This window comes from Streptomyces sp. NPDC052036, assembly GCF_040680495.1.
In the GTDB taxonomy this organism is placed as follows: Bacteria; Actinomycetota; Actinomycetes; order Streptomycetales; family Streptomycetaceae; genus Streptomyces.
On sequence record NZ_JBFAWW010000027.1, the window covers coordinates 20889 to 34421 of the forward strand.

13 protein-coding genes are annotated in these 13533 nt (G+C 71.0%); 8 read left to right on the plus strand and 5 right to left on the minus strand.

Annotation, left to right across the window (positions count from 1 at the left end; all coding sequences use genetic code 11):
* The first annotated feature begins 37 nt into the window (after positions 1 to 37).
* Positions 38 to 1300: a sigma-70 family RNA polymerase sigma factor gene (locus AB0L95_RS29585; protein ID WP_365166621.1), complete on the plus strand. Its 1263-nt coding sequence runs from the start codon at positions 38 to 40 to the stop codon at positions 1298 to 1300.
* A gap of 15 nt (positions 1301 to 1315) precedes the next feature.
* Here the strand turns inward: AB0L95_RS29585 and AB0L95_RS29590 are convergent, their stop codons facing one another.
* Positions 1316 to 2488 carry a methyltransferase domain-containing protein gene (locus AB0L95_RS29590; RefSeq protein WP_365166623.1) on the minus strand — a complete coding sequence of 391 codons (1173 nt, stop codon included), beginning with the start codon at positions 2486 to 2488 and terminating at the stop codon, positions 1316 to 1318.
* 224 nt (positions 2489 to 2712) lie between these two features.
* Between AB0L95_RS29590 and AB0L95_RS29595 the strand changes: the two genes are divergently transcribed.
* The 3 genes from AB0L95_RS29595 to groL all read left to right on the plus strand — a co-directional run bounded on the left by AB0L95_RS29595 (position 2713) and on the right by groL (position 5791).
* The gene (locus tag AB0L95_RS29595; RefSeq protein WP_365166736.1) at positions 2713 to 3495 is read left to right on the plus strand and encodes a polysaccharide deacetylase family protein; all 783 of its coding nucleotides are present in this window, start codon (positions 2713 to 2715) and stop codon (positions 3493 to 3495) included.
* Positions 3496 to 3709: 214 nt separating this feature from the next.
* Positions 3710 to 4018, plus strand: coding sequence for a co-chaperone GroES (gene groES / locus AB0L95_RS29600; RefSeq protein WP_234513400.1), 309 nt, complete (start codon positions 3710 to 3712; stop codon positions 4016 to 4018).
* 147 nt (positions 4019 to 4165) lie between these two features.
* Positions 4166 to 5791, plus strand: coding sequence for a chaperonin GroEL (gene groL / locus AB0L95_RS29605; protein WP_365166626.1), 1626 nt, complete (start codon positions 4166 to 4168; stop codon positions 5789 to 5791).
* A gap of 105 nt (positions 5792 to 5896) precedes the next feature.
* Here the strand turns inward: groL and AB0L95_RS29610 are convergent, their stop codons facing one another.
* The 3 genes from AB0L95_RS29610 to AB0L95_RS29620 all read right to left on the minus strand — a co-directional run bounded on the left by AB0L95_RS29610 (position 5897) and on the right by AB0L95_RS29620 (position 8270).
* Positions 5897 to 6604 carry an ester cyclase gene (locus AB0L95_RS29610; protein WP_365166628.1) on the minus strand — a complete coding sequence of 236 codons (708 nt, stop codon included), beginning with the start codon at positions 6602 to 6604 and terminating at the stop codon, positions 5897 to 5899.
* Between the two features lie 128 nt (positions 6605 to 6732).
* The gene (locus tag AB0L95_RS29615; protein ID WP_365166631.1) at positions 6733 to 7506 is read right to left on the minus strand and encodes an SDR family oxidoreductase; all 774 of its coding nucleotides are present in this window, start codon (positions 7504 to 7506) and stop codon (positions 6733 to 6735) included.
* A gap of 89 nt (positions 7507 to 7595) precedes the next feature.
* On the minus strand, positions 7596 to 8270 hold the full coding sequence (locus AB0L95_RS29620) for an MOSC domain-containing protein (protein WP_365166633.1): 675 nt from the start codon (positions 8268 to 8270) through the stop codon (positions 7596 to 7598).
* 80 nt (positions 8271 to 8350) lie between these two features.
* On the opposite strand from AB0L95_RS29620, the gene AB0L95_RS29625 reads away from it, so the two are divergent.
* A complete protein-coding gene (locus AB0L95_RS29625; RefSeq protein WP_365166635.1) occupies positions 8351 to 9247 on the plus strand; it encodes a LysR family transcriptional regulator in 897 nt (298 codons plus the stop codon).
* A 112-nt stretch (positions 9248 to 9359) separates the two neighbouring features.
* Here AB0L95_RS29625 and AB0L95_RS29630 read toward each other — a convergent pair whose 3' ends face one another.
* Positions 9360 to 9692, minus strand: coding sequence for a WhiB family transcriptional regulator (locus AB0L95_RS29630; protein WP_361653398.1), 333 nt, complete (start codon positions 9690 to 9692; stop codon positions 9360 to 9362).
* Between the two features lie 379 nt (positions 9693 to 10071).
* On the opposite strand from AB0L95_RS29630, the gene AB0L95_RS29635 reads away from it, so the two are divergent.
* From AB0L95_RS29635 to guaB, 3 genes are all read left to right on the plus strand, one after another.
* On the plus strand, positions 10072 to 10683 hold the full coding sequence (locus AB0L95_RS29635; protein WP_003948568.1) for a response regulator transcription factor: 612 nt from the start codon (positions 10072 to 10074) through the stop codon (positions 10681 to 10683).
* Positions 10684 to 10939: 256 nt separating this feature from the next.
* Positions 10940 to 11515, plus strand: coding sequence for a sigma-70 family RNA polymerase sigma factor (locus AB0L95_RS29640; protein ID WP_365166637.1), 576 nt, complete (start codon positions 10940 to 10942; stop codon positions 11513 to 11515).
* Positions 11516 to 11782: 267 nt separating this feature from the next.
* Complete coding sequence (guaB, locus tag AB0L95_RS29645; protein ID WP_365166639.1) at positions 11783 to 13288, plus strand: IMP dehydrogenase; 1506 nt, start codon at positions 11783 to 11785, stop codon at positions 13286 to 13288.
* Positions 13289 to 13533 lie beyond the last annotated feature (245 nt).

Consider the following 13533-nt stretch of genomic DNA (forward strand, 5'->3'; position numbering starts at 1 on the left):
TTGGCGTACGCCCGGCAGGGGTGTTGCATGGTGGGCTGTGGAACAGCAGCCCGCCGCCGCCCCCGTCGGCCACGCCATCGAGACCGTCTTCCGCCTGGAGTCCCCCCGGGTCGTCGCGGGAGTCGCCCGTATCGTCCGTGACGTCGGGATCGCCGAGGAACTGGCCCAGGACGCGCTGGTCGCGGCCCTGGAGCAGTGGCCCCGGGACGGCGTGCCCGACAACCCCGGCGCCTGGCTCATGGCCACCGCCCGGCACCGCGCCGTCGATCTGGTCCGCCGCCGGGAGCGCTACGCCCGCAAGCTGGCGGAGATCGGCCGGGACCTGGAGACCACCGCGGCGCCCGAGGAGCCCGCGCATCCCGACGACATCGACGACGATCTGCTCCGCCTGGTCTTCACCACCTGCCACCCGGTGCTGTCGGCCGAGGCCCGCACCGCTCTCACCCTGCGGCTGCTCGGCGGTCTGACGACGGCCGAGATCGCCCGCGCGTATCTCGTCCCGGAGCCGACGATCGCCCAGCGCATCGTCCGCGCCAAGCGCACGCTGGCGACGCGGAACATCGCCTTCGAGGTCCCCTACGGCCCCGACCGCGAGGCCCGTCTCGGCTCCGTCCTGGACGTCATCTACCTGATCTTCAACGAGGGTTACGCGGCCACGTCCGGCGACGACTGGCTGCGGCCCTCCCTGTGCGAGGACGCCCTGCGTCTGGCACGGATCCTGTCCTCCCTCATGCCGAAGGAACCGGAGGTGCACGCGCTGACCTCGCTCCTGGAGTTCCAGGCGTCCCGCACCCCCGCCCGCACCGGGCCCGACGGCGCCCCCGTCCTTCTCAAGGACCAGAACCGCCGCCGCTGGAACCGCATGCTCGTCGCCCGCGGCATCAACGCGCTGGCCCGCGCCGAGGCGACCGCCGCCGGCGCGCCCGGCCCGTACACCCTCCAGGCGGCGATCGCGGCGTGCCATGCGCACGCCTACACCTACGAGGAGACCGACTGGACCGCCATCGCCACCCTCTACGGTCTGCTCGCCGCCCGGTCCCCGTCCCCCGTCGTCGAACTGAACCGCGCGGTCGCCGTGTCGCACGCGGACGGTCCCGGACCGGCCCTGGAGATCGTCGACCGGCTGTCCGCCGAACCCGCCCTGCGGGGCTACCACTTGCTGCCGAGCGTGCGCGGCGATCTGCTGGCCCGGCTGGGCCGCCCGGCCGAGGCCCGCGCCGAGTTCGTCCGCGCCGCCGCCCTGGCCCGCAACGAACGTGAGCGGGAACTCCTCCAGGCCCGTGCCCGGGAGTGCGGGTAGGCGGCCGGGAGCCCGTCAGACCGGGTGCCCCAGCAGCATCGTCGGTGCTCCCGCCACCCGGGTCAGGAACACGGTCACCGCGTGGGGGCCGTACGGCTTGGGCAGGACCTTGCGGCGCAGTTCCTCCGGCTCCACCGCCGAGCCGCGCTTCTTCACGGTCAGCACCCCGACCTGACGCTCCCGCAGCAGGGCCTTCAGCTTCTTCACGTTGAAGGGGAGGTGGTCGGTGATCTCGTAGGCGGTGGCCCAGGGGGAGTCGTGGTGCGCGTCCGCGGTCACGTACGCGATCGTCTCGTCGATCAGCCCGCCGTCCAGTTCCTCGGCCGCCTCCGCCACCAGATGGGCGCGGATCACGGCGCCGTCGGGCTCGTAGAGGTAGCGCCCGAGCGGGCGCACCGGCGGATCGGGCAGGCCGCGGCCGCGCACTTCGCGGGGCCCGGGCAGCAGGGTGGCGCGGACGAGACCGGGTTCGGTGCCGAACCACAGCACCGCCTCCTTCACGTCCCCGCCGTCCGAGATCCACTCGGCCTCCGCGTCTGCGGGCACCGCCTCGTGCGGGATGCCGGGCGCGACCTTCAGCGCGGCGCGCGGCGCCTTCAGGGCGGTGGCCACGGCCCAGGACAGCGGGGGTGAGTACGCCTCCGGGTCGAAGATGCGGCCGCGCCCGCCGCGCCGTGCCGGATCCACGAAGACGGCGTCGTACGACGAGACGTCCACCCGCGTGACATCGGCCTCGCGCACCTCGATCAGCGCGGACAGGCCGAGCGCCTCGGCGTTCGCCCGCGCCACCGCCGCGGTCAGCGGGTCGCGGTCCACGGCGAGCACCCGGATGCCGGCCCGGGCGAGGGCGATCGCGTCGCCGCCGATGCCGCAGCACAGGTCGGCGACGGAGGTCACGCCCATCGCCCGCAGCCGCTGCGCGCGATGGGCGGCGACCGTCGTCCTGGTCGACTGCTCGACGCCGTTCGGGGTGAAGAACATCCGCTGCGCGTCCTCGGCCCCGAACTTCGCCGCCGCCCGCTCGCGCAGCCGCGCCTGGGTGAGGGCCGCCGACACCAGTTCGGCGGGGTGCTCGCGGCGCAGCCGGGTGGCGACGGCCAGCTCCTCGGCCGGGGCGGTGCCGCGCACCTCGTCGAGGAGGGCGCGGCCCTCGGGGCCGAGGAGGGAGTCGAGGGAGAGGTCGTTCACGGGGCCATTGTCGGCCAGTCGGTGGACGGCGTGCGTCCGGCCGCGGTGTCGGCCCGCCGTGGCCCGCGTCGGCTGCGAGGATCCGACACCATGCGGCTCGTACGACAAAATGAACAAAAGCGTGCGAACGGTGACAGGAAACTTCTGGAGGAGGCCGCGGACGCGGGGTGCGCGGCGGCACATCCGGAGGACCAACCGTGAGGGGGCGGCGCCCGGTGCGGGCGATGGTCGCCGGAGTACTCGCCGCCGCGCTGCTGTCCGGCTGCGCCCAGTCCGTCGACCCCATCGAACGACTGGGCAGGAAGGCGGCCCAGCGGGTCCACCCCACGCACGCCCCCCACGGCCGGCCCTACCGGCGCTGGGGTCTGCCCGCCCCGCTCGCGCCCGCGCCCCGGCCCGACCGCCCCACGGGCCGGGCGGAGAAGCGCCTGCCGCCGGTGCTCGACCGCGTCCCCACCCATGACAAGGTCGTCTTCCTGACCTACGACGAGGGTGCCGAGGACGATCCCCGGTTCGTCGCCATGGTCCGCGAACTGCGGCTGCCGGTCAGCGTGTTCCTCACCGACAGCGCCGTGGATCCCGGCTATGCGCGCGTCGCACGGCTGCGGGCCGCCGGCGCGGTCATCCAGAACCGGGCCCTGCACGACGCCGCGCTGCGCGGCCGCCCGTACGACGAGCAGCGCGCGGAGATCTGCGGTCAGCGCGACCGGCTGAAGGCGCGGCTGGGCGCGCCCACCCGGCTGTTGCGGCCCCCGCGGGGCGGATACGACCGTACGACGCTGAAGGCCGCTGCGGACTGCGGCATCAAGGCCCTGATCCTGTGGCGTCCCGCCCGGGGCCCGGGGGCCGGCCGCCGGGGCCGGGGTGCGCCACCTCACTCGGGGGACATCGTCCTCGCCCATGAAGCCGGCCGCCCCCTCGCCTCGCTGGCCGTCGAGACGGCCCGGCTTCTGCGCCGTATTCAGGCAAGAGGGTTCACGGTGGGGCGCCTGGAGGACTACCTGTAGGCCGGGCCCGGACACCCTGTTCACGCGCCGCGCCACCGGCAATTGGCACTCCGCTTGACCGAGTGCTAATCACGGTCATAGTCTCGGCTCTGGCACTCCCCACTGGAGAGTGCCAATACGCGACGGGCAGGTCCGGCACCCGCGACGACGGATCCACCTGGTCGCCACCTCAGACAGTTAACCCCGTGAGATCTCCGAAGGGGGAGGTCGGATCGTGACGACCACCAGCTCCAAGGTTGCCATCAAGCCGCTCGAGGACCGCATTGTGGTCCAGCCGCTGGACGCCGAGCAGACCACGGCCTCTGGCCTGGTCATCCCGGACACCGCGAAGGAGAAGCCCCAGGAGGGCGTCGTCCTCGCCGTGGGCCCGGGCCGCATCGAGGACGGCAAGCGCGTCGAGCTCGACGTCAAGGTCGGCGACGTGGTGCTCTACAGCAAGTACGGCGGCACCGAGGTGAAGTACAACAACGAGGAGTACCTCGTTCTCTCGGCTCGCGACGTGCTCGCGATCATCGAGAAGTAATTCACCGAAGCAGACTGCTTCGAACTGCGCCCCTGGCCCCGCGACCGTTGATCAGCCGGGTGTCGGGGGCGCTGTTCGTTTTTCATCGCGATGGCGGCTGCTCCCGGGGAGCGGCCGGGGATCGCAACGAGAGGACTGAAACGCTCCATGGCGAAGATCCTGAAGTTCGACGAGGACGCCCGTCGCGCCCTCGAGCGCGGCGTCAACAAGCTTGCCGACACGGTCAAGGTGACGATCGGCCCCAAGGGCCGCAACGTCGTCATCGACAAGAAGTTCGGCGCCCCGACCATCACCAACGACGGTGTCACCATCGCCCGTGAGGTCGAGGTCGAGGACCCCTACGAGAACCTCGGCGCCCAGCTGGTGAAGGAGGTGGCGACCAAGACCAACGACATCGCGGGTGACGGCACCACCACCGCCACCGTGCTCGCCCAGGCGCTGGTGCGCGAGGGCCTCAAGAACGTCGCCGCGGGTGCTTCCCCGGCCGCCCTGAAGAAGGGCATCGACGCTGCCGTCGCCGCGGTCTCCGAGGACCTGCTGGCCACCGCGCGTCCGATCGAGGAGAAGTCCGACATCGCCGCCGTCGCCGCGCTGTCCGCCCAGGACCAGCAGGTCGGCGAGCTCATCGCCGAGGCGATGGACAAGGTCGGCAAGGACGGTGTCATCACCGTCGAGGAGTCCAACACCTTTGGTCTGGAGCTGGACTTCACCGAGGGCATGGCCTTCGACAAGGGCTACCTGTCGCCGTACTTCGTGACGGACCAGGAGCGCATGGAGGCCGTCCTCGACGACCCCTACATCCTCATCACCCAGGGCAAGATCTCCGCCATCGCGGACCTGCTGCCGCTGCTGGAGAAGGTCATCCAGGCCGGCTCCTCCAAGCCGCTGCTGATCATCGCCGAGGACGTCGAGGGCGAGGCCCTGTCCACCCTCGTCGTGAACAAGATCCGCGGCACCTTCAACGCCGTCGCCGTCAAGGCCCCCGGCTTCGGTGACCGCCGCAAGGCGATGCTGCAGGACATGGCGGTCCTCACCGGCGCCACGGTCATCGCCGAGGAGGTCGGCCTCAAGCTCGACCAGGTCGGCCTGGACGTGCTGGGCTCCGCCCGCCGCGTGACGGTCACTAAGGACGACACCACGGTCGTCGACGGCGGCGGCAAGTCCGAGGACGTCGTGGGCCGCGTCGCCCAGATCAAGGCCGAGATCGAGACCACGGACTCCGACTGGGACCGCGAGAAGCTCCAGGAGCGCCTCGCGAAGCTGGCCGGCGGCGTGTGCGTGATCAAGGTCGGCGCCGCCACCGAGGTGGAGCTGAAGGAGAAGAAGCACCGTCTGGAGGACGCCATCTCCGCGACCCGCGCCGCGGTCGAGGAGGGCATCGTCTCCGGTGGTGGCTCCGCGCTCGTCCACGCCGCGAAGGTGCTGGAGGGCGGCCTGGGCAAGACCGGCGACGAGGCCACCGGTGTCGCCGTGGTCCGCCGCGCGGTCGTCGAGCCGCTGCGCTGGATCGCCGAGAACGCCGGCCTGGAGGGCTACGTCATCACCTCCAAGGTCGCCGAGCTGGAGAAGGGCCAGGGGTTCAACGCCGCCACCGGCGAGTACGGCGACCTGGTCAAGGCCGGCGTCATCGACCCGGTCAAGGTCACCCGCTCCGCTCTGGAGAACGCCGCCTCCATCGCCTCCCTGCTGCTCACGACCGAGACCCTGGTCGTCGAGAAGAAGGAAGAGGAGGAGCCGGCCGCCGCGGGTCACGGTCACGGCCACTCCCACTGACGGCTGATCCTTCCGAGCCGACCGAGGCCCGGCCCCCTGAGAACGGGGCGCCGGGCCTCGGCGCGTTCCGCCGCGCGCGACAGCCCGGGGGCGAGGCCGCAGTCCTCAGTCCTCCAGCGCGTCGAGCGCGCCGAGCTGGTCCATCAGCCCCAGCTGGTCGTACTGCCACCAGATGTCGGCGATCTTCGCGTCCGGCCCGAACCGGAACAGGGTCATCCCGGTCATGGTGACCTGCCGTCCGGTGGGGGTGATCCCGAGGAACTCGCCCTTGTGCGTGGCATTCCAGGTCCACCGTGCGCAGACCCGCTCGCCTTGCGCGATCAGGTCCTGGGTGGTGAAGGCGAAGTCGAAGGCGTCCCGCCACATCCGGCACTCGCGCCGGATCGCGTCCAGTCCGATGGTGGCGTGCCGGTTGACGGGGTCGTGACTGTGGCAGTCCTCCGTGATCAGGTCGTTGAGCGGCGGCAGTTCGTCCGCCGCCGAGAGCGTGGCGAAGAAGCGCCGCACGGCGTCGACCCACAACTGCTCGTCGCGCACCACGTCGAGATCCATGAAGACGGGCATCTCGTCGCACAGGGCGACCATCTCCTGGAAGATCCTGCCGGTCTCGGGCAGGTTCGAGTTCCGCATCGCCTCCTCGTACGACGGGAACTCCACGAGTTCGACGAAGTGCGACCCGTCGGACCGGTCTCTGCCGACCAGGTCGTGCGTGGCCGTCCGTTTCCCCCGGGTCTGTTCGACCCATGCGTCGATCAGCCGGTTCATCTCCTCGAACCGGTCCGTCCTGCACTCGATGAGCTGTACGAAGGTCATGACGTCGCCTCCGGCGCGCTGCGTCCGGTTCGGTCAAGGCCATTTTCGCACCGGAGCGGCGAGGCCACCTCCCCCGTCACCTCCGTACGGAGCCTCCGCCCGTCACCTCCGCACGGAGCCCGCGCCCGTCACTGCGGCCCGTACTTGCGCCCCGTCCGGGAGCTGATCCCGCCGAGCAGCGCGCGCGGCGTCACCTTCGCCAGACCCATCAGCGCCTTGTACCGCGGGTCCGGGATCGACAGCGTCTTGCCCCGCGCCAGGTCCGCGAGCGCGGACGCGACCAGCTTGTCGGCGTCCAGCCACATCCAGCCCGGGATGTTGTCCGTGCCCATCCCGGCCCGCTGGTGGAACTCCGTACGGACGAAGCCCGGGGCCAGCGCCATCAGCCGTACGCCCGACCCGGCCATGTCCCGGGCCGCGCCCTGGGTGAACTGCACGACCCACGCCTTGGAGGCGCCGTAGGTGCCGCGCGGGACGAACGCCGCGACCGAGGCCACGTTCACGATGCCGCCGCGCCCGCGGGTGCGCATGGCCTCGGCCGCCGCGCTGGTCAGCCGCAGCACGGCCTCGCAGTGCACCTTCAGCATCCGCAGCTCGTCGGCCATCGCCACATCGAGATAACGGCCCTTGTTCCCGAAGCCCGCGTTGTTGACGAGCAGATCGACCGGGTTCCTGAGGTCGGACAGGCGCGCGGCCACCGCCTCGATGCCCTCGTCGGCGGCCAGGTCCGCGGTGAGCACCTCCGCCTCGATGCCATGGCGGTCGTGCAGTTCCGTCGCCTGCTCGCGCAGCCGCTTGGTGTCGCGCGCCACGAGGACGAGGTCATGGCCGTCGGCGGCGAGCCGCCGTGCGAACGCGGCGCCGATGCCCGCGGTCGATCCCGTAATCAGAGCCGTTGTCATGCGCCAACGATAGTGACCCGGACTGACGGAGTCCGCTCGCCCGACCGGGGATTTCACCGGCTCCACCGCCAACGTGCGCACATCTCGCGTCAGTTCCCCGAGGCGTGTTCGCGCGCGTACTCCCGTGCCGTCCTCGCGACGCCCGGGTGCAGTGCCTCGCCCGCCGCCAACAGACGGGGCAGCAGGTGCCGTTCCGTCGTCGAGGCCCGGAACTGGAGGGCGACCGTGATGTCGTGGCCGGGCCGGTGCACGATCTCCACGGGGTCACCGACCTGTATCTCACCCGGTGCGATCACCCGCAGATATGCGCCGGGCGCGCCCTGCCGCGTGAACCGTCTGACCCAGCCGCGCTCGCCCAGATGCTCCTGGAAGGTACGGCACGGTATGCGCCCCGAGGTCACCTCCAGCACGACCTCGGGTCCGATGCGCCAGCGCTCGCCGATCCGGGCGCCGGACACGTCGAGCCCCTCGGTGGTGAGGTTCTCGCCGAACGAGCCGTTCGGCAGCCGGCGGTCCAGCTCCCGCTCCCAGGCATCGAGGTCCTCGCGCGCGAACGCGTACACCGCCTGGTCGTCGCCGCCGTGGAACCGCAGGTCGCACACCGCGTCCCCGGCGACTCCGCTCGCGCCGACCCCCTGGGGCCCCGGCGCCGCCACCCGCACCGGCCCGTCCACGGGCCGCTTGTCGATACCGGTGAGCCCTTCGGGCTGGTCGGTGGAGGCGACGGACCTGGGCCGGCCGAGGTTTACAGAAACAAGCTTCATGCCCGCACAGTAGGGGAGCGGTGGTCAAAGCGTCGACGTGATTTGTGCCGCCGTACCCAAGATGCGCTTATGCTCACAGGGTGATCGAGGCCCGTCATCTCCGTGTGCTGCGCGCCGTGGCCGCCACCGGCTCCTTCTCGGGGGCGGGGCGCGAGCTGGGCTGCACCCAGCCCGCCGTCAGCCAGCAGATGAAGGCGCTGGAGACGTCCGTCGGCACACCCCTGCTCATCCGCACCGGCCGCGCGATGCGCCTGACCCAGGCCGGCGAGGCGCTGCTGCGGCACGCCTCGGGCATCCTCGCCGGGCTGACGGCCGCCGAGGAAGAGGTCGCCGCGATCGCGGGGCTGCGGGCCGGCCGCGTCCGTCTCGTCTCCTTCCCGAGCGGCAGCTCCACGCTCGTCCCCACCGCGCTGGCCGCCCTGCGCGCCGCGCACCCGGGAACCCGGGTCTCCCTGGAGGACGCCGAACCGCCGGAGTCCGTCGAGAAGCTGCGCGCGGGCGACTGCGATGTCGCGCTGGCCTTCCGCTACGAAGGTGCGGCGGGCGCGGAGGAATGGGACGACCTGTTCGTACGCCCCTTGCTCACCGACCGGTTGGTCGCCCTCGTCCCCGAGGGGCACCGGCTGGCGCGCGCACAGTCGGTCGCCATCGGCGAACTGGCCGGGGAACCGTGGATCGCGGGCTGTCCGCGCTGTCGGGGACAGCTCGTGGAGGTGTGCGAGAGCGCCGGTTTCGCGCCCCGTATCGACTTCGCGACCGACGACTATCCGGCGGTGGTCGGCCTGGTCGGCGCCGGGCTCGGGGTGGCCGTGCTGCCGCAGCTCGCGATCGAGTCGGTACGGCCGAGGGGGGTGCGCCCGGTGGCGCTGGAACCGACGGTGCGGCGGGAGATCGTCGCCCTGACGTTGCCGGATCTGGCGCACGTGCCGGCGGTGGGGGCGACGCTGGAGGAGCTGGGGCGGGCGGCCGTGCGCTAGCCCGATCCGCGACGGGGGCCGTGTGTCATGCGGCCCGGTGGTACCCCGGGAAGGTCCGGCGTACCCCAAAAATGGGCACGCTCGTGCGTGCCCGTCGTGCAAAAACGTTCCTTCAGTTGTTCGAGGCGGTGGAGCCCCCGCTGGAGGTCGACGCCGGCACCAGCCGGTTCCGTGCTCGCCCCATGAGCTCTTCGCGCTCGTCCTCGGTCAGTCCGCCCCATACGCCGTACGGCTCGCGCACCGCCAGTGCATGGGCCGCGCACTCGGCGCGTACGGGGCACCTCATGCAGACCTCTTTGGCCGAGTTCTCACGAGCGCTCCGGGCCGCCCCGCGTTCTCCCTCGGGATGGAAGAAGAGCGAACTGTCGACCCCACGGCAGGCCGCATGGAGCTGCCAGTCCCACAGATCCGCGTTCGGACCGGGAAGGCGGGAGAAATCTGCCATTGCGTGTCCCCTTGTTGCCGTTTTGGGCGGATACCTGCCCCCGACCGTACATCGACGATCTAAGGATATGAAAATATGACTCATTGCGAATCTAGCCCTAGACACCAGCAAACGGGAAGAAAAGCGGCTAAATGGGGCATAGGTTGTGATGAAAGTTCGAGGGTCCGCCGCGCATGTATGCACCGTGTCCGTGCCCTCACGTACAGTGCCGAAGACGACTGGCTGCACCGTAACTCTTTCGAGTGACCATCGTTGAGAGTGCGGAGGCGGTTGAAACAACAAGCGCTCGGGCAGGCGTCCGAGGGCGTCGACCGCTCAGGTGACGATTCGTAACAGCCTGGAGGCTCAAGGTGACGCGCATCAGCTGCGGAGGGCGGTCATGACATCCGTCCTCGTCTGCGACGACTCCCCGCTTGCCCGAGAGGCGCTCCGCCGTGCGGTGGCGACCGTGCCCGGTGTCGAGCGCGTGACGACGGCGGCCAACGGCGAGGAAGTCCTCCGCCGCTGGGGTGCCGACCGTTCGGACCTGATTCTGATGGACGTACGCATGCCCGGTCTGGGCGGCGTCGAGACCGTGCGGCGGTTGCTGTCCGCCGACCCCGGTGCGCGCATCATCATGCTCACCGTCGCGGAGGACCTGGACGGGGTGGCGCTCGCGGTCGCCGCCGGCGCGCGCGGCTATCTGCACAAGGACGCCTCGCGCGCGGAACTGCGCGCGACCGTCACGCAGGCCCTCGCCGACCCGACCTGGCGGCTCGCCCCGCGGCGGCTGCGCTCGGCCGAGATGGGCGCCGCGCCCACGCTCACCGCGCGCGAGATCCAGGTCCTGGAGGGCATGAGCCACGGCCGCTCGAACGCGGAGATCGGCCGTGAGCTGTTCCTCTCCGAGGACACGGTCAAGACGCACGCCCGCCGGCTCTTCAAGAAGCTCGGCGCCTCGGACCGCGCGCACGCTGTGGCGCTCGGCTTCCGATGGGGTCTGGTCCGCTAAGTGGACCACCGCGGGGGTACGCAGATCCCCGCCTACCGCACGGTGGGCGGGGCCCGCAACCGGGCCCGCCGGGTGCCCGCTGCTCGTTTCGCCGCGGATGCCGCATCCTTGAGGTGTGGAGTTCCTCGGGGACGAGTCGGTCGAGCGGGAGGGGAGGGCGCAGGTGATGGGTTCCGGCGCACCTGCTCATAACGCTTCGGTGCACAACTACGGACGCGGTGCCACGGATCGGACGACACCAAGGCACCATGGACCGATGCGCGACGACGAGACAACGGTGATCGGTGCGCTCGTCCATCGCGCCGTCGACGGCGACGAGCAGGCGACCCATGACCTGCTCGCCCGCGTTCACCCGCTGGCCCTGCGCTACTGCCGTACGCGGCTGTCGCGGCTGCCCGGTGACGCGCGGCACTTCGTCGAGGACCTGGCGCAGGAGGTCTGCGTGGCCGTGCTGCTCGCGCTGCCGCGCTACAAGGACACCGGACGCCCGTTCGAGGCGTTTGTCTTCGCGATCGCCGCGCACAAGGTCGCGGACCTGCAGCGCGCGGCGATGCGCCATCCGGGCTCGACGGCGATCCCGTCGGACGAGATGCCGGAGCGCCCGGACGACTCGCTGGGTCCCGAGGAGCGGGCGCTGTTGAGCAGCGACGCCGAGTGGGCCAAGAAACTCCTGGCCAATCTCCCCGAGAACCAGCGCGAGCTGCTCCTGCTGCGGATCGCCGTGGGCTTGACCGCGGAGGAAACAGGTCAGATGTTGGGAATGTCACCGGGAGCGGTGAGGGTGGCGCAACACAGGGCGCTGAGCAGGCTGCGCGCGCTCGCCGAGCAGTAGCGGCACTGCCGTTGTCCGTGCGTGCCGCGGCCGCGGTTTCTTCACCGCCGCAACGACGACCAGCCAGAACGGCGCAGTCCGGGGGCCCCGGAGCCCGCTCGGGCCGGTGCGCGGCACGGCCCCGCCGACCCCGTGTCTGAACCGGCGGACCCTCGTCTCCGTACGAACATACGAAGCCGAGGGTCACTTCCCACCGTGGAATGAGATACCCACGCTTCCCGTTAGCATGGACATCCGCACCGATCAAGGCCATTTGGGGAAGGTGTCATGACTGCCAACGTCGACGGAGTGCCCGAGAAATTCGCGACACTCGGGCTGACCTACGACGACGTGCTGCTGCTGCCGGGCGCGTCGGACATGGCGCCCGACGAGATCGACACCGCCTCGTACGTCTCCAAGAACGTCCGGGTCAACATCCCGCTTCTGTCCGCCGCCATGGACAAGGTCACCGAATCGCGCATGGCGATCGCGATGGCCCGCCAGGGCGGCGTCGGTGTACTGCACCGCAACCTGTCCATCGAGGACCAGGCCAACCAGGTCGACCTGGTCAAGCGCTCCGAGTCCGGCATGGTGGCCAACCCCATCACCATCCACCCGGACGCCACCCTGGCCGAGGCCGACGCCCTGTGCGGCAAGTTCCGGATCAGCGGTGTCCCCGTCACCGACCCCGCCGGCAAGTTGCTCGGCATCGTCACCAACCGTGACATGGCCTTCGAGAGCGACCGTTCCCGTCGGGTACGCGACGTCATGACCCCGATGCCCCTGGTCACCGGCAGGGTCGGCATCACCGGCGGCGAGGCCATGGAGCTGCTGCGCCGCCACAAGATCGAGAAGCTTCCGCTGGTCGACGACGAGGGCGTCCTCAAGGGCCTGATCACGGTCAAGGACTTCGTCAAGGCGGAGCAGTACCCGAGCGCCGCCAAGGACGCCAAGGGCCGGCTCATCGTCGGTGCCGCGGTCGGCGTGGCGGGCGACGCCTTCGAGCGCGCCCAGGCCCTGATCGAGGCGGGTGTCGACTTCATCGTCGTCGACACCGCGCACGGCCACTCCCGGCTGGTCGGCGACATGGTCGCCAAGATCAAGTCGAACTCGTCCGGCGTCGACGTCATCGGCGGCAACATCGCCACCCGCGCCGGCGCGCAGGCCCTGATCGACGCCGGTGTGGACGGCATCAAGGTCGGTGTCGGCCCGGGCTCCATCTGCACCACCCGCGTGGTCGCCGGCATCGGCGTACCCCAGGTGACCGCCATCTACGAGGCTTCGCTCGCCGCGAAGGAGGCCGGTGTCCCGGTCATCGGCGACGGTGGCCTGCAGTACTCCGGCGACATCGCCAAGGCCCTGGTCGCGGGCGCCGACACGGTGATGCTGGGCTCGCTGCTCGCCGGCTGCGAGGAGTCGCCGGGCGAGCTGCTCTTCATCAACGGCAAGCAGTTCAAGTCGTACCGCGGCATGGGCTCCCTGGGCGCCATGCAGTCCCGCGGCGACCGCAAGTCCTTCTCCAAGGACCGCTACTTCCAGGAGCGCATCGCCTCGGACGACGAGCTGATCCCGGAGGGCATCGAGGGTCAGGTGCCCTACCGCGGCCCGCTCTCCTCGGTGGTGCACCAGCTGGTGGGCGGTCTGCGCCAGTCGATGTTCTACGTCGGCGGCAGGACGGTCCCCGAGCTGCAGACGAAGGGCCAGTTCGTCCGGATCACCTCCGCGGGTCTCAAGGAGAGCCACCCGCACGACATCCAGATGACGGTCGAGGCGCCGAACTACAGCGGCAAGTGAACGCACGCGCGCGTGCAGCGCGGGCGACGGCCCCCGCGCGCGTGTCGTGCGGGGGCCGTCGCCCGCGCGCGTGTCGTGCGGGTGACGACCTCAGAGGGCGGTCCGGAAGCTTCCGGACCGCCCTCGTCGTACGTCCGGACCGCCCTCTGCCGTACGCCGGGATCGTCCCCGTTCTCGTCCGGGGCGGCTCCCGTCGCGGCGGTCGGCGATACTGGAAGACGCTGAAACGCATCAGGGAAAGGCCA